We start from the raw sequence: 18,325 nt of genomic DNA, 5'->3' as shown, positions 1-18,325 counted from the left end.
CTCACCTCTTCGCCGTCTTCGGCGGCGGGGCGGGCTTCCAGTCGGGGTGGCCGGGCATGGGCGGGGTCTTCTCGCCGTACAGCCAGGCCTGGAAGAAGCCGCTCAGGTCACGTCCGGCGATGCCCGAGGCCAGGCGCTCGAAGTCGGCGGTGGTGGCCGTGCCGTCCCGGTGGGCCCGCACCCAGGCGCGCTCCAGGCGCTCGAAGTCCGGCTTGCCGATCTCCTGGCGCAGCGCGTACAGGACGAGGGCGGCGCCGTCGTAGACGTTCGCGCGGAAGACCCCGATCTTCCGGCCGGGCTTCGGCGGCTTGGGCAGCGCGGGCGGTCCGCCGGCCTCGCGCCAGCGGTCCGAGGCGCCGTAGGCGGCCTTCATGCGGGTCTCCAGCGGCTTCTTCGCCTTCTCGTCGGCGTACAGGGCCTCGTACCAGGTGGCGTGGCCCTCGTTGAGCCACAGGTCGGACCAGGTGCGGGGGCTGACGCTGTCGCCGAACCACTGGTGGGACAGCTCGTGCACCATGATCGACTCGACGTACCACCGGGGGTAGGCGGGTTCGGTGAACAGCTTCTTCTCGAAGAGGGACAGGGTCTGCGTCTCGAGTTCGAAGCCGGTGGCGGCGGAGGCCATGAGCACGCCGTACGTCTCGAAGGGGTACGTCCCGACCTTGCTCTCCATCCAGGCGATCTGGTCGGGGGTCCTGGCCAGCCAGGGTTCGAGCACCTCGCGGTCCTCGGTGGGGACGACGTCGCGCAGGGGCAGGCCGTGCGGGCCGGTGCGGTGCACCACGGTGGAGCGGCCGATGGACACCTGAGCCAGTTCGGTGGCCATGGGGTGCCGGGTGCGGTACGTCCAGGTCGTCGTCCCGCCGGTCCGCGTGACACCGGCCGGGAGGCCGTTGGCGACGGCCGTGTACCCGTCGGGCGCGGTGACGTGGAAGGTGAACATCGCCTTGTCGGAGGGGTGGTCGTTGCACGGGAACACCAGGTGGGCGGCGTCGGCCTGGTTGGCCATGGCGAGACCGTCCGTGGTGCGGACCCAGCCGCCGTCGCGTCCCTTCCTGGACACGGGATCGCTGGTGTGGTGCACGGTGACACGCATCCAACTGCCCCGCGGCAGCGGGATCTTCGGGGTGACCACGAGATCCTCGCCCGCGGTCGTGAAGTCGGCCGGCAGCCCGTCGACCTCCACGGCGTCGACCTTGCCGTGCGCGAAGTCGAGGTTCACGCGCTCCAGGTCCTCGGTGGCCCACGCGTCGATCGTGGTGACGGCCTGGAGCGGCTTGCCGTTGTCTCCGGCATAGGTGAACGACAGGTCGTACGACGACACGTCGTACCCGGGGTTGCCCAGGTAGGGGAAGAGCCGGTCACCGACGCCCAGCGGCTCGGCCGGAGCACTCGCGGCGACGAGACAGACGGAGACGGCGGACGCGAGGAGGGTCGCCTTCAGGCGACGCGGGACACGTGATCCAAGGCTGAGCGGCATGGACCACCGCTACCAGCGCCCACTCGCCCCACCGCGCCGACGCGCGCCCAACCCACCCGAAAGAGCCCCACGGGAGCACGCCGAGGGCCGCGGGGGCGCGGGGTCCTACCGCTCACACCCCTGGTGGCTGAGGCTGGGTGCGGCTCACGTCGTAGACGCCCGGAACGTTGCGCATCGCGCGCATCAGGGCCGGGAGCCCGGCCGCGTCGGGGAGTTGGAGGGTGTACGTGTGGCGGACGCGCTGCTGGGCCGGCGGGGCCACGGTCGCGGAGACGATCTCGACGCCCTCGAGGGCGATGGCCTCGGTGAGGTCGGCCAGCAGGTGGGGGCGGCCGAACGATTCCGCGAGCAGGGTGACACGGCACGCGGCGTTCTCCCCCCAGCGCACGCCGAACTCCGCGCGCCCCGCGTTTCTCATCCGCGCGACCGCGGCGCATTCCGCGCGGTGCACGGTCACCATTCCCCCGCGCACGGCGAAGCCGGTGATCTCGTCGGGCGGCACGGGCGTGCAGCAGCCCGCGAGCCGTGCGGCCGTGTCGGGCCGGCCGACGACCACGACGCTCGCCGCCGGCCCGAAGGCGCCCGGCACGTCGAGCCCGGCCGGCGGGACCGCTCCGGCATGCACCGGAACCGGCGACGGGCCGGGGTCCGCGCCGGCCCGCGCGGCCGCGGCGGAGTCGGCGCGCGCAGGACTGCCCGCGGCCGGTGCGGCGTCCCCGCCGGCGTCGTGGACTTGGTCCGCGGCCGACTGACGGGTGGCCAGGCGGCGTTGGATGGCGATGCGGGCGGCCGGGGTGTGGGCGTGGTCCAGCCATTCCCGGGAGGGCTCGGAGGCCGGGTCCTGGCCCATCAGCAGCTGGACGGTGTCGCCGTCCTTCAGCACGGTGCTCAGCGTCGCCAGACGGCCGTTGACGCGGGCGCCGATGCATGCGTGCGCGTCCTCGCCGTACTGGGCGTACGCGGCGTCCACGCAGGTGGCGCCCTCGGGCAGGCCCAGGGTGCCCCCGTCGGGCCGGAAGACGGTGATCTCGCGGTCCTGGGCGAGGTCCTCGCGCAGGGTGGACCAGAAGGTGTCGGGGTCCGGCGCGGCCCGCTGCCAATCGAGGAGGCGGGAGAGCCAGCCGGGGCGGGTGGGGTCGGCGCGCTCGCCGTCACTCGCGGAGTGCTCCTCCCCGGGAGGGGCGTAGGGATTGCCGAGTGCGACGACCCCGGCCTCGGCGACCTTGTGCATCTGGTGGGTGCGGATGAGGACTTCGACGACCTGTCCGTCCTCGCGGGCGACGGCGGTGTGCAGCGACTGGTACAGGTTGAACTTGGGTACGGCGATGAAGTCCTTGAACTCCGAGACGACGGGCGTCATGCAGGTGTGCAGCTCGCCGAGTACGGCGTAGCAGTCGGCGTCCTCGTTCACCAGCACCAGCAGCCGCCCGAAGTCGCTGCCGCGCAGTCGGCCGCGTTTGCGCGAGACCCGGTGCACGGAGACGAAGTGCCGTGGTCTGACCAGCACTTCGGCGGGAACGTCCGCCTCGCGCAGCACCCCGCGCACCTGCTCGGCGACCTCGGTGAGCGGGTCGCCCGGGCGGCCCGCGTTCTCCGCGATCAACTCCCGCGTGTGCGCGTACTCCTCGGGGTGCAGGATCGCGAAGACGAGGTCCTCCAGCTCGGTCTTGAGCGCCTGCACGCCGAGCCGTTCGGCGAGCGGGATGAGGACGTCCCGGGTCACTTTCGCGATACGGGCCTGTTTCTCCGGGCGCATCACGCCGAGAGTGCGCATGTTGTGCAGCCGGTCGGCGAGTTTGATCGACATCACGCGGACGTCGTTGCCGGTGGCGACGAGCATCTTGCGGAAGGTCTCGGGCTCGGCGGCCGCGCCGTAGTCGACCTTCTCCAGCTTGGTGACGCCGTCGACGAGGTAGCGGACCTCCTCGCCGAACTGCTCGCGTACCTGGTCCAGCGTCACGTCGGTGTCCTCGACGGTGTCGTGCAGCAGGGACGCGGTCAACGTCGTGGTCTCGGCGCCGAGTTCGGCGAGGATGAGGGTCACCGCGAGCGGATGCGTGATGTAGGGCTCGCCGCTCTTGCGCATCTGGCCGCGGTGCGAGGACTCGGCCAGGACGTAGGCGCGGCGCAGCGGTTCGAGGTCCGTTTCCGGGAAGTGCGCGCGATGGGCCTCGGCCACGTGGCCGATGGCGTCCGGCAGCCGGTCGCGGGCGGTCGTCCCGAGCAGTGCGGCACGGCCGAGCCGGCGCAGGTCGATCCGCGGGCGGGCCCTGCGCCGTGGCCCCACGGGAACCACCGGGCCCGGGGCCGCAGGATTCGTGGCATCCGCACTCATGGGCACCTCCGGCTGCGTGGACCGGCGGACGGGGCGCCCCAGGGCATACTCGGCACAGGGGTTGGCTACGGATCCCCCGTCCGGGCCGGTGATTGATGCTACCGAGCCCAGCACGCCCGACCGGCCGTCTCTCGGCGAGCGTGAAACGGATCACCCATTCGAGCGATGGCCAGGAGGTTTACGGTTTTGAGTCACCTGTCAGGTGGTCAGCCGTGGATTCGCCGCCCGTTCCCGCCTCCGGGCATACGTATGACCTTCCCATGGGCCGCCGGGGCTGCGATATCCAGCCGACCGACCGTCAGCCAGCCGCTGTTTCCAGCCACTTCGCGTCGATCTCGCCCTCGGCGACGATCACGGCGGAGCCGGTCATCTCGATCTCGCCGTCCGGCCGCTCGGTGATCACCAGCGTTCCGCCGGGGAGGTCCACCGTGTACGTCGCCGGGGTCCCGGTGGCCGTCGGGTCGGCGCCGTCGCGCCGGGCGGCCGCCACAGCGACGGCACACGCGCCCGTGCCGCACGAGCGGGTCTCGCCCGAGCCGCGCTCGTGCACGCGCAGGGCGACGTGGCGGGGGCCGCGGTCGACGACGAACTCGACGTTCACGCCGTCCGGGTAGGCGGAGGCCGGGCTGAAGGGCGGCGGGGAGAGCAGGTTGCCGGCGTCGGCGAGGTCGTCGACGAAGGCGACGGCGTGCGGGTTGCCCATGTTCACGTTGCGCGCGGGCCAACTGCGCCCGCCGACGCTCACGGTGACGTCCCCTTCGGGGAGCCTCGCCCGGCCCATGCCGACGGTGATGTCACCGTCCTTGGCGATGTGCACCGCCTTCACGCCCCCGCGCGTGGCGATCGCGAGGTCGCCCTCCGTCGTGTGTCCGGCGTGCTGGAGGTAGCGCGCGAACACCCGCACGCCGTTGCCGCACATCTCCGCGACGGAGCCGTCGGCGTTGCGGTAGTCCATGAACCACTCCGCCTCGGCCGCCATGCCGCGGGCCTCGGGGTGCGCTGCGGAGCGCACGACGTGCAGCACCCCGTCCCCGCCGATGCCCGCGCGGCGGTCGCACAGGGCGGCGACGGCCGCCGGGGACAGCTCGACGGCGTTCTCCGGGTCCGGGACGATCACGAAGTCGTTCTCCGTGCCGTGGCCCTTGAGGAAGGGGATGCGCGTGCTCATGGCTCGATCGTACGGGGTCGCTCAGGCAACCCGGTGATCATGTCCAGCGGCCGCAGGGGCCGGTCCGCGGTGAGCGCGGTGCCCGGGTCTTGGCGGAGCCGGTGTCCGGGCGCGCCGCCGGTGAAGCCGGGGCCCGGTGCGCGGCCCAGTGCTGTGACCGGAAAGGGTCACCGGCTCGCGACGCCCGGCAGGGCACTAGCGGAGCCGGGCGACCCGCCAGACGGCGAGGACCACGACCACGGCGACGACGACGACGTACGCGCCGATCACCCGCCAGTCCAGGCGCCGCCCGGAACCGCGCGGCGGCAGGCCCGGCCAGGTGTGGCCGACGCGGCGGGCGGCCATCATGCCCCAGCCCGCCGAGCAGGAGCAGATCAGCAGGCCCAGCATGGCGATCACGGCGCCGTTGTCGCCGTCGAAGGCCAGCGGGAAGGCGAACATCAGGGAGCCGATGACGGCCAGGCCCACGATCGGGGCCAGCTGCCAGAGGCGCAGCCGCCGCTGGGGGCGCAGCTCGACCTCCACCTCGGGCCCGGCGAACATCTCCTCGGGCCCGGGTCCGTCCGCGGTCACGCCGCCCTGCGTCTCGTCGGGCCCGTCGGGGCTCAACGAGTCGTCGTCCGGTTCCGCGCCGCCACGTTCCACGGTGATGCGGTCGGTGTCTTGTGCGGTGTCGCGAGGGCCGGCCTCCATCGCCACGCGCCCTCCCAACTAGGACTTCACTCGGTCGATCCGAGCTTGATGATGGCACGGCGCCGGAGGCCTGGATGACGGCCTGGGCGTCCCGATGCCATGACGTGATCAGGCTGTAACCGGTCGTTCGACCAACGCCAGGGCGAGATGCGGAAGTTCTGTGAGATCCGCCGCAGCCCCGCTCAGCCAGTGCACACGGGGGTCCCGCCGGAACCACGAGTCCTGACGCCGCGCGAAGCGTTTCGTGGCGCGCACCGTCTCCGCGCGCGCCTCGTCGAGCGTGCACTCCCCCGCGAGCGCCGCGAGCACCTGCTGGTAGCCGAGTGCACGCGATGCCGTACGCCCCTCGCGCAGGCCCCGCGCCTCCAGCGCGCGCACCTCGTCCACGAGCCCCGCCTCCCACATGCGGTCGACCCGGCGCGCGATGCGTTCGTCGAGTTCGGGGCGGGCGACGTCGACGCCGATCTGGACGGTGTCGTAGACCGAGTCGTGGCCCGGGAGGTTCGCGGTGAAGGGGCGGCCGGTGATCTCGATCACCTCGAGGGCCCGCACGATCCGGCGGCCGTTGCTGGGCAGGATCGCCCGCGCGGCCTCGGGGTCGGCGGCGGCGAGGCGGGCGTGCAGAGCGCCGGAGCCGCGCAGCGTGAGCTCGTCCTCCAGCCGGGCGCGCACCTCGGGATCGGTACCGGGGAACTCCAGGTTGTCCACGGCCCCGCGAACGTACAGACCGGAGCCGCCGACCAGGACCGGCCAGCGCCCCTCGGCGAGCAGCGCGTCGATCCGCTCCCGGGCGAGCCGCTGGTACTCGGCGACGGAGGCCGTGACCGTCACGTCCCAGATGTCGAGCAGGTGGTGCGGCACGCCACCGCGCTCCTCGGGCGTCAGCTTCGCGGTGCCGATGTCCATCCCTCGGTAGAGCTGCATGGAATCGGCGTTGACGACCTCGCCGCCGAGGCGCTGGGCCAGAAAGACGCCCAGATCGGACTTTCCGGCCGCAGTGGGGCCGACGACGGCGATGACGCGGGGGGCGGGGGGTGCGCTGCTCACCGCACCAGTCTCCCAAACCCCGCAGGAGGCGCCTCGCACGAGTCGTGTGACGGCAGGTGACGGGGTAGGACGAGTAAGGTATCGAGTGAGTATGGGCGTTTTTGCGTGACTCCTTCGGTAGTCGATGGGCCGGAGGGGAACTCGACCGCCGGGGAGAAGGAATCCGCCCCGTCAGGGAAGGTGAACCATGGGTCTGCTGGACAACATGAAGGCCAGGATCGGCCCGGCGAAGGAGAAGGTGTCGGACCTCGCCCAGCGCCACGGCGGCTCGATCGGGCAGAGTCTCGACAAGGCCGCGAAGGTGGTCGACGAGAAGACCAAGGGCAAGTACAGCGACAAGATCCACGCGGGCACGGACAAGGCCAAGGACGCCATGGACCGGCTCGCCCACAAGGGCGGGACGACCCCGGAGACCCGTACGGCCCCGGAGGCGGGCACGAGCCCGGACCAGGGCCCCGGCACGGCGCCGGGCGGCACTTCCGCTCCGACGCCGCCGGAGGGACCGCCGTCCACGTCCTGAGAGGCGTCGGCGGACGGCCGGGAGGCGCGATGCGTCCCGGCCGTCCGCCGTGTCCGCCGCGTCTCGCTCACGACCAGGCCGCGACCAGGTACCCCACTCCGTACGGCGCGTCGTCGTGGAGCAGCGTGCCGGAGAGACCGGCGCCCTCGGCCGCGCCGGCCAGCACCTGCCAGGGGGCCCGGCCCGAGGCCTTCAATTCGTGCGCCGGCTCCGGGCCGAGCGCCAGGAGAGCCGATGTGTCGGCCTCCCCCAGTGCTCGGGCGATGCCCGCGTCGAAGGGTCCGGCCCGTTCGTCGAGATAGCCCGGCGCCTTGAGCGTACGCCGCGCGCTGGCGTCGCCCATCACCAGCAGCGCCACGCGGTCTGCCCGCGCGGCGAGGTCCCGGCCGGCCGCCGCACACCGCTCGGGTGCCGTCGACTCCCCCACGCCGAGTCCCTCGACCGGGGCGTCGGACCAGCCGGTGCGCTCCAGGAGCCAGGCGGCGACGGAGAGCGAGGGCGGCAGCTCGCCCCCGGCCCCGGCGCCCGTGTCCCGGCCGAGCCGTACCTCCAGGTCCACGCCGAAGCCGCGGAACGAGCCCCGGGTGCCCTCCGGGAAAACGCCGTGCCCGGAGACGTCGGCGGGGCCGACGACTACCAGCAGGTCGGGCCGGGCGGCGGCGAGCACGCCCAGCGCGTCCGTGCAGGCGGCCCGGGCGGAGTCCAGCTCGGGTGCGGCTCCCGCGGCCACTTCGGGCACGAGGAGGGGCGGGCAGGGGCAGACAGCGGCGGCGACAAGCATGATCCGCAGGGTAACGCCGCCGGACGGCCGGTCGCCGGGCGGCCGCTCGCCCGACGGGTCAGTCGCAGCCGCAGCCGCTGCTCGCGGCGGCCGGCAGCGGCTCGGGCACCCCCACCTTCGGCAGGCCGAGCATGACACCGGCCGGCTGGGCGGCCTCGGCGGCGTTGCGCTTCTCCCACGCGTCACCCGCGCGCGTGCGCCGCACGTCGAGCACCGGGCCCTCGGCGAGGAGGTGGTGCGGGGCGGCGTAGGTGATCTCGACCGTGACCACGTCGCCGGGGCGCACGTCCTGCTCGGGCTTGGTGAAGTGGACCAGGCGGTTGTCGGGGGCGCGGCCGGAGAGACGGTGGGTGGCGCCGTCCTTGCGGCCCTCGCCCTCGGCGACCATGAGCTCCAGCGTGCGGCCGACCTGCTGCTTGTTCTCCTCCCAGGAGATCTCCTCCTGGAGCGCGACCAGCCGCTCGTAGCGCGCCTGGACGACCTCCTTGGGGATCTGGTCCTCCATCTCGGCGGCCGGGGTGCCCGGACGCTTGGAGTACTGGAAGGTGAACGCCTGCGCGAAGCGCGCCTCGCGCACGACGTGCAGCGTCTGCTCGAAGTCCTCCTCGGTCTCGCCGGGGAAGCCCACGATGATGTCGGTGGTGATCGCGGCGTGCGGGATGGCGGCGCGGACCTTCTCGATGATCCCGAGGTAGCGCTCCTGCCGGTAGGAGCGGCGCATAGCCTTCAGCACCGTGTCGGAGCCGGACTGGAGCGGCATGTGCAGCTGCGGCATGACGTTCGGGGTCTCGGCCATCGCGGCGATCACGTCGTCGGTGAAGTCGCGCGGGTGCGGCGAGGTGAAGCGGACCCGCTCCAGCCCGTCGATGTTCCCGCAGGCCCGCAGCAGCTTGCTGAACGCCTCGCGGTCCCCGATGTCGGAACCGTAGGCGTTGACGTTCTGGCCGAGCAGCGTGATCTCGGAGACGCCCTCGGCGACCAGGGCCTCGACCTCGGCGAGGATGTCGCCGGGGCGGCGGTCCTTCTCCTTGCCGCGCAGAGCGGGGACGATGCAGAACGTGCAGGTGTTGTTGCAGCCGACGGAGATCGAGACCCAGGCCGCGTACGCGCTCTCGCGCCGCGTCGGCAGCGTGGAGGGGAACGCCTCCAGGGACTCGGCGATCTCGACCTGCGCCTCCTGCTGCACGCGGGCGCGCTCCAGCAGGACGGGCAGCTTGCCGATGTTGTGCGTGCCGAAGACGACGTCCACCCAGGGCGCCTTCTTCACGATGGTGTCCCGGTCCTTCTGCGCCAGGCAGCCGCCGACCGCGATCTGCATCCCGGGCCGCTTCGCCTTCTGTGGCGCGAGGTGCCCCAGGTTGCCGTACAGCCGGTTGTCGGCGTTCTCCCGGACGGCGCAGGTGTTGAAGACGACGACGTCCGCGTCGCCGTCCGCCCCTTCCGGCGCCCGCACGTAGCCGGCGTCCTCGAGCAGGCCCGCCAGCCGCTCGGAGTCGTGGACGTTCATCTGGCACCCGTAGGTGCGGATCTCGTAGCTCTTGGGTCCTTGAACGTCCACTGCGGGGCTCCGGTCGCTGCTGCTGGTCATGCGTCAAGGGTAGGCGGTTCCCGGACGGCCCCGGGACGGCGCAGCGTCACGCCCGTCCAGGCCGGGCACCGCGCGGATCCAGGGGGGCGACGCCCCGGCGGAGGGCTTTGCGTCCTCGTGACGGCGACACGACCGGCCGCTTCCTCCCGCATGGGGTCAACTGGCCCAAAATGACACGCGTGACGGAGCTTCGTGACGCCCTGCGGGCACCCGTGCCGGACGTGCCCCCGACCGCGGTGCTGCGCACATGGCTGCTGCGGCCGGCCGGTCCCGTCCCGGTCGCCCTCCTCGCCGTCGTCCTGTTCGCCCGCGCCGCGCGCGTGGCCGTCGTGTTCGCCCGGGGAGGCATGGACAACGCGTTCGTCGTCCATGCCGGGCAGATCTGGCTGGGCGGTGGCGCTCCGTACGCCGACCGGCGCTTCCTGTACCTGCCGAGTGCCGTGCTGTTCGCCGCCGGGCAGGCCGCGCTGCCGGCGGCCGTGGTGCGCGTCGCCGCGCCGCTGGCCTGCGTGGCCCTGATCACGGGCGGCTGGTGGTGCGCGGTGCGCCTGTTCCGGGTGCCGGCGTGCAGCCGGTTCGCGGTGCTGGGGCTGCTGGGGCTGGTGCTGTGCTGGGCGCCCGTCGGCCACCTGGTGAACCTGGGGAACTGGACGGCGGTCGGCGCCCTGGCGTTGCCGCTGGCGCTGCTGCTGGCCGACCGGGGCCGCTGGGACCTGGCCGGGGTGGTCCTGGGCCTCTCGGTGGCGGTGAAGCCGCTGCTGCTGCCCGTGGTCGTCCTGCTGGTGCTGGCCCGGCGGTGGCGGGCGCTGGCCTGGATGGTGGCGGTGCCCCTGGCCCTGTCGCTGGGCGCGGCCCTGATCATGCCGGACCCGGGCGGCTTCTTCACCCGCACCCTGCCCTTCCTGCTCAAGGGCGGGGACGGTCTGATGCGGCCGTTCGACTCGTCCCTGCCGGCGGTGCTGCCGCGGCTGGGGCTGCCGCCCGTCCCGGCCGAGGCGGTGGCCCTGGCCGCGGCGGCGGCCGGTGTGCTCTGCGCCCGGCTGCGCTGGCTGCGCGCCGATCCCGGTCCGGCGCGGCTCGCGGACACGGCCGCGCTGCTGATGCTGGCCTCCTGCCTGGTGTCCCGGCCGTCCTACGACCACTACCTGGTCGTCGTGGTGCCGCTGCTGGTCGCCGGGGCGCTGGAGGCGGACTCGGTGACGCGTTCGCCGTGGTTCTGGGTCGCGCTCGTCCCGCAGGTGCCCCAGTTCACCTTCCCGGAACTGGACGCCTCGACCCGCAGGGCGTTCAAGGACGCGGCCACGCTGTCCGCGCTGGCGCTGGTGCTCGCCGTGCGGTGCGCCCGGTCCTCACCGCGGTGGCCCGCCGGCTCGGACGTACGCGGCCCGCGTCAGGCGCCGTCGGGGACCCAGCCCTGCCGGCGCAGCACGGCCGACACGTCGGGCGCCACGTAGTGCTCTCCCTTGAGCACCTTGCCGTCGGCGCGGCGGGCGACCCGGCCGTCCGGACCGAGCTTGGTCATGTTGGCGCGGTGGATCTCGGCGATCACCTCGTCGAGGTCGATGCCGTGCACCAGGGCGGTGCCGTACGCCACGTACACGACGTCCGCCAGCTCGTGCGCGAGCCGGTCGAGCGGGCCGCCGACCGAGACCTCCGCGACCTCGGCCGCCTCCTCCGCGAGCAGTTCCCCGCGGTGCGCGGCGAGTTCCGGCGGCACCCGGGTGGGCGTGGGGCGGGCGTCGAGCCCGAAGGCACGGTGGAACTCACGGACCAGTTCGGCGGGCGAGGAACTCATACCCGCGAGGTTAGCCGCCGGCCGGGACGGCACCGGCCGCCCGCCTGACCGGCCGCCCCTGGTCAGCACGCCGTCCCGCTGGCAGGATCGCGCGCATGCCAAAGCCGTTCCCCCGCATCGGACGACGTCGCGGCCTCCAGGGCACGGCCGCCGGGGTCGTGGTCCTCGGGCTGCTGCTGTGGTGGCTGCTGCCCCTGGGCGAAGCCCCGCCGAGCGGGACGATCACCTTCAGCACGGGGACCCTGCGCGGGGTCTACCAGGAGTACGGCGTGCGGCTGCGCACCGCGTTCGCCAAGGACATGCCCGATCTGAAGGTGCGGCTGCTGACCAGCGACGGCTCACAGGAGAACGTCGCGCGGGTGGCGACCGGCCGGGCCGACTTCACCATCGCCGCGGCGGACGCGGTGGAGACGTACGAGGTGAACCACGGCCCGGGCGCCGCGGGGCTGCGCGGTGTGGCCCGCCTCTACGACGACTACGTGCAGCTCGTCGTCCCCAGCGACTCGCACATCCGCTCCGTGTCGGACCTGCGCGGCAAGCGGGTGTCGGTCGGGCCGCCGGAGTCCGGTGTCCGGCTGATAGCCGAGCGGGTGCTCAGGACGGCCGGGATCGACCCGGAGACGGACATCCGCCCGATGGGCGACGGCATCGGCACCGCTCCGGACCGGCTGCGGCGGGGCGAGCTCGACGCGTTCTTCTGGTCGGGCGGGCTGCCGACGGACGGTCTGCGGCGGCTGGCCGAGAAGTTCGCGTTCCGTTTCGTGCCGATCGAGGCGGAGCTGGTGGCCAGGCTGCACGCCGAGGGCGGCGCCACACGCTACTACCGCGCCACCAACATGCCGGAGTCGGCGTACCCGTCGGTCCAGAAGGGCGCGACCGTGCCGACGATCGCCGTGTCCAACGTGCTGATGACGCGCGAGGACATGGACCCGAGGCTGACGGAGTGGGTGACCCGCACCGTCATCAAGAGCCGCGACGGCATCGGCGCGCACGTCCACTCCGCCCAGCTGGTCGACCTGCGCACCGCGATCTACACCGACCCACTGGCCCTGCACGAGGGCGCGCGGCGCTACTACCGTTCGGTCAAGCCGTAGGCACCGACCTCGGCACGGCCACCGTCACCCGCAGTCCGCGCGGCTCCTCCTCCCGGTGCCGGACGTAGGAGATCGAGCCGCCGCCCGCCGCGAGCAGCGCGCGGGAGATGGACAGGCCGAGGCCGGAGCCGTTGATGTTCTGGTGACGTCCGCTGCGCCAGAAGCGGTCGCCGACGCGGGCGATCTCCTCGTCGGTGAGGCCGGGTCCGTGGTCGGCGACCACGATCGTCGACGTGTCGCGGTCGAAGGAGACCGTCACCTCCACGCGCTCGCCGCCCGGCGTGAACTTCACCGCGTTGTCGATCACCGCGTCCAGCGCGGACGACAGTGCCACGGGGTCGGCCCAGCCCGTGGTGGCCGGGCAGTCGCCGACCAGCCGCACCCCCTTGGCCCCGGCGGCCGGCGCCCAGGCCGCCACCCGCTCGGCGGCCAGCTCCCCGATGTCGATGAGCTTCAGATCCGGTTCCGCGTGCTCGGCGAGCGCCAGGTCGAGCAGGTCGTCCAGGACCTGGGCGAGGCGTTTGCCCTCGGTGCGCACGGAGGCGATCTCCTCGTTGTCCTCGGGCAGTTCGAGCGCGAGCAGCTCGATGCGCAGCAGCAGCGCGGAGAGCGGGTTGCGCAACTGGTGCGAGGCGTCGGCGACGAAGGCGCGCTGCTGTTCCAGCACGTCCTCGACGTTGTCCGCCATCTCGTTGAACGATATGGCGAGCCGCCGCAGCTCGGGCGGCCCACCGGCGGCCGCCACCCGGGACTTCAGCCGCCCTGTGGCGATGTCGTGGGTGGTGGCGTCGAGGATCCGCACGGGTCTGAGCACCCAGCCGGTCAGCCGCAGTGCCGCGCCGACGGCGAGCAGCATCGCGGCGATCTCGCCGGTGCCGATGAGCAGCCAGCCGTGCACGGTCCGCGAACGCACCTGCCCGGTCGGCGAGTCGGTGACGACGACCGCGACGACGTCACCGTCCCGGATCACCGGGGAGGCGACCACGAGCCGGTGGCGCTGCCAGGGCCAGACCTGTTCCGGGTCGTGGCTGCGCCGGCTCAGCAGCGCCTCGTCAAAAGCGTCGCGGACCTCGCCGAACGCGGGCAGCGACCAGTCGGCCGGGGCGTTGGCCATCGGGATGCCGGTCCGGTAGAAGACGCCGGCCCGGATGTCGTAGACCTCGTGGTAGCTGCCGAGTTCGCGGCGGAGGGTCTCCAACCGCTCGTCCGGGACCGTGCGTCGGGGACCGCTGGTCCCGTCGGTGACGAACTGGGCGAGGGCGGCGAAACGCGCGGCGTCGTCGATGCGGTCCACGACCGCCTTCTGCTGCTCGGCTCCGGCGACGCTGACGGCGAGCGGGACGCCGAGGGCGAGCAGGACGGCCGCCATCAGGACGATGAGCAGCGGCAGCAGACGTGAACTCACCCTTCCCCGCTAGGCGGCCGGGGCGACGAGGCGGTAACCGACGCCGCGCACGGTCTCGATGAGCGCCGGTGTGCGCAGCTTGGAGCGCAGGGAGGCCACGTGCACCTCCAGGGTCCGTCCGGTGCCCTCCCAACTGGTCTGCCACACCTCGCTGATGATCTGCTCCCGCCGGAAGACCACTCCGGGGCGCTGGGCGAGCAGCGCGAGCAGGTCGAACTCCTTGCGGGTGAGCTGTACGACCGCTCCGTCCACGCTGACCTGCCGGGTGGGCAGTTCGATGTGCACGGCGCCCAGGCGCAGCGTGCTCTCGCCGCCGGCGTTCGCGTCCTCGTGGGCGGTGCGGCGGCTGACGGCGTGGATACGGGCGAGCAGTTCGCCGGTGTCGTAGGGCTTCACCACGTAGTCGTCGGCGCCGAGGTTGAGGCCGTGGATGCGGGAGCGGACGTCGGCGCGGGCGGTGACCATGATCACGGGGATGCTGGTGCGCTTGCGGATCCTGGCGCAGACCTCGTAGCCGTCCTGGTCGGGCAGGCCCAGGTCGAGCAGGACCACGCCGAAGGAGGCGCTCTCGGGGACGAGCGCCTGGAGGGCCTCCTCGCCGCTGCGGGCGTGCGTGACGTCGTACCCGTGCCGCGCCAGGACCGCGGACAGGGCGGCGGCGACGTGGTTGTCGTCCTCGACGAGGAGCAGTCGCATTCCGGCCCCCTCCGGTTCATGTGTCATACGGTCACGGCGTGTAAACGTGGTGCACGCGCGCGTGCACCATGGAAGTGACGCCGATGGACGAGGACGGCGTCAAGAGGGTTCCGGTTGCGCACCGTGTGTCGTTATCCAGCCGGTACGTGCCCCGGCCGGTCACGCTACGACATGTGTGCGCCCGCTACCGGATCGTGATGCTCAGATCTCCCTCAGATGTAATGACGCAGGTCGCACAGGCCGTTACTGTCCCCCGAAACCGAGGAGGACGGAGCCTGAAAGCGATGACCGAAGTATCGATGGCCAAGGAAGACGTGGCCTCGACCGCCGATCTGGTCGTCCTGAAGAGCGTCAACAAGCACTTCGGCGCGTTGCACGTGCTCCAGGACATCGAGTTGACGATCACCCGCGGCGAGGTCGTCGTGGTCATCGGGCCCTCCGGGTCCGGCAAGTCCACCCTGTGCCGCACCATCAACCGCCTGGAGACCATCGATTCGGGCACCATCACGATCGACGGCAAGCCACTGCCCCAGGAGGGCAAGGAGCTGGCCCGGCTGCGCGCCGACGTCGGCATGGTCTTCCAGTCCTTCAACCTCTTCGCGCACAAGACCGTGCTCGAGAACGTGATGCTCGGCCAGGTCAAGGTCCGCCGCACGGACAGGAAGAAGGCCGAGGAGCGGGCCCGCGAACTGCTCGACCGGGTCGGAGTGGGCGCGCAGGCCGACAAGTACCCCGCGCAGCTCTCCGGCGGCCAGCAGCAGCGCGTGGCCATCGCGCGGGCGCTGGCCATGGACCCGAAGGTCATGCTGTTCGACGAGCCGACCTCCGCGCTCGACCCGGAGATGATCAACGAGGTGCTGGAGGTCATGCAGCAACTCGCCCGGGACGGCATGACGATGGTCGTCGTCACCCACGAGATGGGCTTCGCCCGATCGGCTGCAAACCGGGTGGTCTTCATGGCCGACGGCCGGATCATCGAACAGGCTGCGCCCGACCAGTTCTTCAGCAACCCGCGCAGCGACCGGGCCAGGGACTTCCTTTCGAAGATCCTGCACCACTGACACGACGGCCCCGCCGGTGACGCCGTGCGCCGCCGGCCCCTGATCGTGCCGTCGCCGTCCCGACGGCTCCGCATCTCCTCAACACCGAAGGAAGTTCACATGAAGCTCCGCAAGGTCACCGCCGCCTCGGCCGTCGTCCTCGCCCTCGCCCTCTCGGCGACGGCGTGCGGCTCGAACGACAAGAAGGACGAGGGATCGTCGGGCGGTGGCGGCAAGATCAAGGTCGGCATCAAGTTCGACCAGCCCGGCCTGGGCCTGAAGCAGCCCGACGGCTCCTACGCCGGTTTCGACGTGGACGTGGCCACCTACGTGGCCAAGGAACTCGGCTACAAGGCCGACCGGATCGAGTGGGTCGAGACCAAGAGCGCCGACCGTGAGAACGCGCTGGCCCGCGGCGACGTGAAGTTCATCGTGGCCACGTACTCGATCAACGACGAGCGCAAGCAGAAGGTCGACTTCGCCGGGCCGTACCTGCTGGCCCACCAGGACCTGCTGGTCAAGGCGGACTCGAACATCTCCAAGGGCACGGACCTCAACGGCAAGAAGCTGTGTTCCGTGACCGGCTCCACCTCGGCGCAGAACGTGCAGAAGTCGATCGCCCCGAAGGCCGACCTGAAGGAGTACGGCGGCTACTCGGAGTGCATCGCCGGCCTGCAGAGCGGTGCCGTCGACGCGGTGACCACCGACGACTCGATCCTCGCGGGCTTCGCCTCCCAGGACAAGTACAAGGGCCAGTTCAAGCTCGCCGGTCTCAAGCTGAGCAACGAGAACTACGGCATCGGTGTCAAGAAGGGCGACACCGCGACCGTGGACAAGATCAACTCCGCGCTCGAGAAGATGGTCAGCGACGGTTCGTGGGACACCGCGGTCAAGAAGAACCTCGGCCCGGCGAACTACAAGAACGAGCCCGCGCCGAAGATCGGCGACATCGTCAAGTGACCCGGCTCGTCCGGTAAGCAGGGATCCGCAGGCCTCGCAGGGTTCCCCGGGCGCGCCGCCGCCCGCCGCGCTCACGGCGGCGGCGCGCCACGCCCTCCTCGTACGCCACACACCCGGAAGCGCGGGAGATCGTGTTCGATTTTCTTCAAGGTTACGACGTCCTAGGGGCGTTCTGGATGACGGTGAAACTCACCGTCCTCTCCGCCCTGGGCTCGCTGGTCTGGGGCACCCTGCTGGCCGCGATGCGGGTCAGCCCGGTTCCGTTGATGCGCGGCTTCGGCACCGCCTACGTCAACATCTTCCGGAACATCCCCCTGACCGTGCTCATCGTCTTCACCTCCCTCGGCCTCGCCGACATCTTCGGGGTGACGATGGGCGCGTCCGACTTCAAGATCCAGGGCTTCCGGCTGGCGGTGCTCGGGCTCGCCGCCTACCACGCGGCGTTCGTCTGCGAGGCGCTGCGCTCCGGCATCAACACCGTGCCGGTCGGGCAGGCGGAGGCGGCGCGCGCGATCGGGCTCAACTTCAGCCAGTCCCTGCGGCTCGTCGTGCTGCCGCAGGCGTTCCGCGCGGTGATCGGACCGCTGGCCAACGTACTGATCGCACTGACCAAGAACACGACCGTGGCGGCCGCGATCGGTGTGGCCGAGGCCTCCTACCTGATGAAGACGATGATCGAGAACGAGGCCCAGACGCTTGCCATCGGCGCCGTCTTCGCCCTCGGGTTCGTGGTCCTGACCCTGCCCGTCGGCCTCTTCCTCGGCTGGCTCGGCAAGCGACTGGCGGTGAAGCGATGAGTTCCGTGCTCTACGACGCCCCCGGCCCCCGGGCCAAGCGGCGCAATGTGATCCTCTCCGTCGTGTTCGTCGCCCTGCTCGCACTGCTCGTGTGGTGGATCTGGTCGACGATGAACGACAAGGGCCAGCTCGAGTGGGCCCTGTGGCAGCCCTTCACCACCTCCGCCGCCTGGACGACGTACCTGCTGCCCGGCCTCGGCAACACCCTGAAGGCTGCGGCGCTCGCCATGGTCATCGCCCTTCCGCTGGGCGCGGTCTTCGGCATTGCCAGGCTGTCCGACCACCGGTGGATCCGCGTTCCGGCCGGCGCGGTGGTCGAGTTCTTCCGGGCGATCCCGGTGCTCCTGCTGATGCTGTTCGCCAACGAGTTCTACGTCCGCTCCACGGGCATCGCCAGCGACGTGCGCCCCCTCTACGCGGTCGTCACCGGCCTGGTGCTCTACAACGCCTCGGTTCTCGCCGAGGTCGTACGGGCCGGCATCCTGGCCCTCCCCAAGGGGCAGACGGAGGCCGCCTACGCGATCGGACTGCGCAAGGGCCAGACGATGACCGGCATCCTGCTCCCGCAGGCGGTCACCGTCATGCTGCCGGCCATCGTCAGCCAGCTGGTCGTCATCGTGAAGGACACCGCGCTGGGCGGCGTGATGCTCGGCTTCACCGAACTGCTGAACTCCCGCAGCACGCTCGCGGCCAACTACGCCAACGTCGTCGCCAGCTTCATCGTGGTGGCCATCATCTTCATCCTGCTCAACTTCGCCCTCACCAGCTTCGCGAGCTGGCTCGAGCGCAGGCTGCGCCGCAGCAAGCGGAGCACCGGCGTCGTCCTCGCCGTGGACGATGAGGAGGTCAACCCGGCCCAGGTCGGCGGCACCTACGGAACGGGTGCGGGCGGCTCGATCTGACGGCCGCTCAGGCGGCTTCGAGGG

Annotated in this window: 17 protein-coding genes; 7 read left to right on the top strand and 10 right to left on the bottom strand. The window is 71.9% G+C overall.

Annotated features, from left to right (window positions below):
• Nucleotide 1 precedes the first annotated feature (1 nt).
• The 5 genes from ACWC91_RS09070 to miaA all read right to left on the bottom strand — a co-directional run bounded on the left by ACWC91_RS09070 (nucleotide 2) and on the right by miaA (nucleotide 6,723).
• Nucleotides 2–1,480, bottom strand: coding sequence for a M1 family metallopeptidase (locus ACWC91_RS09070; protein WP_450642127.1), 1,479 nt, complete (start codon nucleotides 1,478–1,480; stop codon nucleotides 2–4).
• A 112-nt stretch (nucleotides 1,481–1,592) separates the two neighbouring features.
• Nucleotides 1,593–3,815, bottom strand: a complete 2,223-nt coding sequence (locus ACWC91_RS09065; protein WP_376503842.1) for a RelA/SpoT family protein — start codon at nucleotides 3,813–3,815, stop codon at nucleotides 1,593–1,595.
• 298 nt (nucleotides 3,816–4,113) lie between these two features.
• Nucleotides 4,114–4,983, bottom strand: a complete 870-nt coding sequence (gene dapF, locus ACWC91_RS09060; RefSeq protein WP_281155913.1) for a diaminopimelate epimerase — start codon at nucleotides 4,981–4,983, stop codon at nucleotides 4,114–4,116.
• A 195-nt stretch (nucleotides 4,984–5,178) separates the two neighbouring features.
• Entirely contained in the window at nucleotides 5,179–5,676 is a 498-nt protein-coding gene (locus ACWC91_RS09055) for a hypothetical protein (RefSeq protein ID WP_450642143.1), read from the bottom strand.
• A 108-nt stretch (nucleotides 5,677–5,784) separates the two neighbouring features.
• A complete protein-coding gene (miaA, locus tag ACWC91_RS09050; protein ID WP_376495023.1) occupies nucleotides 5,785–6,723 on the bottom strand; it encodes a tRNA (adenosine(37)-N6)-dimethylallyltransferase MiaA in 939 nt (312 codons plus the stop codon).
• Nucleotides 6,724–6,910: 187 nt separating this feature from the next.
• Here miaA and ACWC91_RS09045 point away from each other — a divergent pair, with 187 nt between their 5' ends.
• A complete protein-coding gene (locus tag ACWC91_RS09045) occupies nucleotides 6,911–7,243 on the top strand; it encodes an antitoxin (RefSeq protein WP_225075934.1) in 333 nt (110 codons plus the stop codon).
• A 67-nt stretch (nucleotides 7,244–7,310) separates the two neighbouring features.
• Here ACWC91_RS09045 and ACWC91_RS09040 read toward each other — a convergent pair whose 3' ends face one another.
• Together ACWC91_RS09040 and miaB are read right to left on the bottom strand one after the other, a co-directional pair.
• Complete coding sequence (locus tag ACWC91_RS09040; protein WP_376503836.1) at nucleotides 7,311–8,024, bottom strand: class III extradiol dioxygenase subunit B-like domain-containing protein; 714 nt, start codon at nucleotides 8,022–8,024, stop codon at nucleotides 7,311–7,313.
• 58 nt (nucleotides 8,025–8,082) lie between these two features.
• Nucleotides 8,083–9,612, bottom strand: a complete 1,530-nt coding sequence (gene miaB / locus ACWC91_RS09035) for a tRNA (N6-isopentenyl adenosine(37)-C2)-methylthiotransferase MiaB (protein ID WP_225075936.1) — start codon at nucleotides 9,610–9,612, stop codon at nucleotides 8,083–8,085.
• A gap of 179 nt (nucleotides 9,613–9,791) precedes the next feature.
• Here miaB and ACWC91_RS09030 point away from each other — a divergent pair, with 179 nt between their 5' ends.
• Complete coding sequence (locus ACWC91_RS09030) at nucleotides 9,792–11,066, top strand: glycosyltransferase 87 family protein (RefSeq protein ID WP_225075937.1); 1,275 nt, start codon at nucleotides 9,792–9,794, stop codon at nucleotides 11,064–11,066.
• On the opposite strand, the gene ACWC91_RS09025 is transcribed toward ACWC91_RS09030, so the two are convergent.
• Nucleotides 11,003–11,407, bottom strand: coding sequence for a pyrophosphohydrolase domain-containing protein (locus ACWC91_RS09025; protein WP_225075938.1), 405 nt, complete (start codon nucleotides 11,405–11,407; stop codon nucleotides 11,003–11,005). The two genes, ACWC91_RS09030 and ACWC91_RS09025, sit on opposite strands and share 64 nt — an antisense overlap.
• A 95-nt stretch (nucleotides 11,408–11,502) precedes the next feature.
• Here ACWC91_RS09025 and ACWC91_RS09020 point away from each other — a divergent pair, with 95 nt between their 5' ends.
• Nucleotides 11,503–12,501 (top strand): TAXI family TRAP transporter solute-binding subunit, encoded by a 999-nt coding sequence (locus ACWC91_RS09020; RefSeq protein WP_225075939.1) that lies wholly within the window; start codon nucleotides 11,503–11,505, stop codon nucleotides 12,499–12,501.
• On the opposite strand, the gene ACWC91_RS09015 is transcribed toward ACWC91_RS09020, so the two are convergent.
• Together ACWC91_RS09015 and ACWC91_RS09010 are read right to left on the bottom strand one after the other, a co-directional pair.
• Nucleotides 12,491–13,906, bottom strand: coding sequence for a sensor histidine kinase (locus ACWC91_RS09015; protein WP_225075940.1), 1,416 nt, complete (start codon nucleotides 13,904–13,906; stop codon nucleotides 12,491–12,493). The two genes, ACWC91_RS09020 and ACWC91_RS09015, sit on opposite strands and share 11 nt — an antisense overlap.
• A 9-nt stretch (nucleotides 13,907–13,915) precedes the next feature.
• Nucleotides 13,916–14,602, bottom strand: a complete 687-nt coding sequence (locus ACWC91_RS09010; protein WP_225075941.1) for a response regulator transcription factor — start codon at nucleotides 14,600–14,602, stop codon at nucleotides 13,916–13,918.
• A 284-nt stretch (nucleotides 14,603–14,886) separates the two neighbouring features.
• On the opposite strand from ACWC91_RS09010, the gene ACWC91_RS09005 reads away from it, so the two are divergent.
• The 4 genes from ACWC91_RS09005 (at nucleotide 14,887) to ACWC91_RS08990 (ending at nucleotide 18,301) form a co-directional block, all read left to right on the top strand.
• Nucleotides 14,887–15,663, top strand: a complete 777-nt coding sequence (locus ACWC91_RS09005) for an amino acid ABC transporter ATP-binding protein (RefSeq protein ID WP_225075942.1) — start codon at nucleotides 14,887–14,889, stop codon at nucleotides 15,661–15,663.
• Nucleotides 15,664–15,762: 99 nt separating this feature from the next.
• Nucleotides 15,763–16,602: a glutamate ABC transporter substrate-binding protein gene (locus ACWC91_RS09000; protein ID WP_225075943.1), complete on the top strand. Its 840-nt coding sequence runs from the start codon at nucleotides 15,763–15,765 to the stop codon at nucleotides 16,600–16,602.
• 131 nt (nucleotides 16,603–16,733) lie between these two features.
• Entirely contained in the window at nucleotides 16,734–17,399 is a 666-nt protein-coding gene (locus tag ACWC91_RS08995) for an amino acid ABC transporter permease (protein ID WP_281155902.1), read from the top strand.
• Nucleotides 17,396–18,301, top strand: a complete 906-nt coding sequence (locus tag ACWC91_RS08990) for an amino acid ABC transporter permease (RefSeq protein ID WP_281155900.1) — start codon at nucleotides 17,396–17,398, stop codon at nucleotides 18,299–18,301. Before ACWC91_RS08995 ends, ACWC91_RS08990 begins: the two co-directional genes overlap by 4 nt.
• The last annotated feature ends 24 nt before the right edge of the window (nucleotides 18,302–18,325 follow it).

Source organism: Streptomyces sp. NPDC001204 (assembly GCF_053598035.1).
This window is presented reverse-complemented; position numbering and strand designations above follow the sequence as displayed.

Bases quoted from the DNA above. Each gene is read 5' to 3' on its own strand.
- miaB (WP_225075936.1), bottom strand. From the start codon at position 9,612: ATGACCAGCAGCAGCGACCGGAGCCCCGCAGTGGACGTTCAAGGACCC.
- ACWC91_RS09020 (WP_225075939.1), top strand. From the start codon at position 11,503: ATGCCAAAGCCGTTCCCCCGCATCGGACGACGTCGCGGCCTCCAGGGC.
- ACWC91_RS09070 (WP_450642127.1), bottom strand. From the start codon at position 1,480: ATGCCGCTCAGCCTTGGATCACGTGTCCCGCGTCGCCTGAAGGCGACC.
- ACWC91_RS09065 (WP_376503842.1), bottom strand. From the start codon at position 3,815: ATGAGTGCGGATGCCACGAATCCTGCGGCCCCGGGCCCGGTGGTTCCC.
- ACWC91_RS09000 (WP_225075943.1), top strand. From the start codon at position 15,763: ATGAAGCTCCGCAAGGTCACCGCCGCCTCGGCCGTCGTCCTCGCCCTC.
- ACWC91_RS09010 (WP_225075941.1), bottom strand. From the start codon at position 14,602: ATGCGACTGCTCCTCGTCGAGGACGACAACCACGTCGCCGCCGCCCTG.
- ACWC91_RS09040 (WP_376503836.1), bottom strand. From the start codon at position 8,024: ATGCTTGTCGCCGCCGCTGTCTGCCCCTGCCCGCCCCTCCTCGTGCCC.
- ACWC91_RS09055 (WP_450642143.1), bottom strand. From the start codon at position 5,676: ATGGAGGCCGGCCCTCGCGACACCGCACAAGACACCGACCGCATCACC.
- dapF (WP_281155913.1), bottom strand. From the start codon at position 4,983: ATGAGCACGCGCATCCCCTTCCTCAAGGGCCACGGCACGGAGAACGAC.
- ACWC91_RS09005 (WP_225075942.1), top strand. From the start codon at position 14,887: ATGACCGAAGTATCGATGGCCAAGGAAGACGTGGCCTCGACCGCCGAT.
- ACWC91_RS08990 (WP_281155900.1), top strand. From the start codon at position 17,396: ATGAGTTCCGTGCTCTACGACGCCCCCGGCCCCCGGGCCAAGCGGCGC.
- ACWC91_RS09045 (WP_225075934.1), top strand. From the start codon at position 6,911: ATGGGTCTGCTGGACAACATGAAGGCCAGGATCGGCCCGGCGAAGGAG.
- ACWC91_RS09025 (WP_225075938.1), bottom strand. From the start codon at position 11,407: ATGAGTTCCTCGCCCGCCGAACTGGTCCGTGAGTTCCACCGTGCCTTC.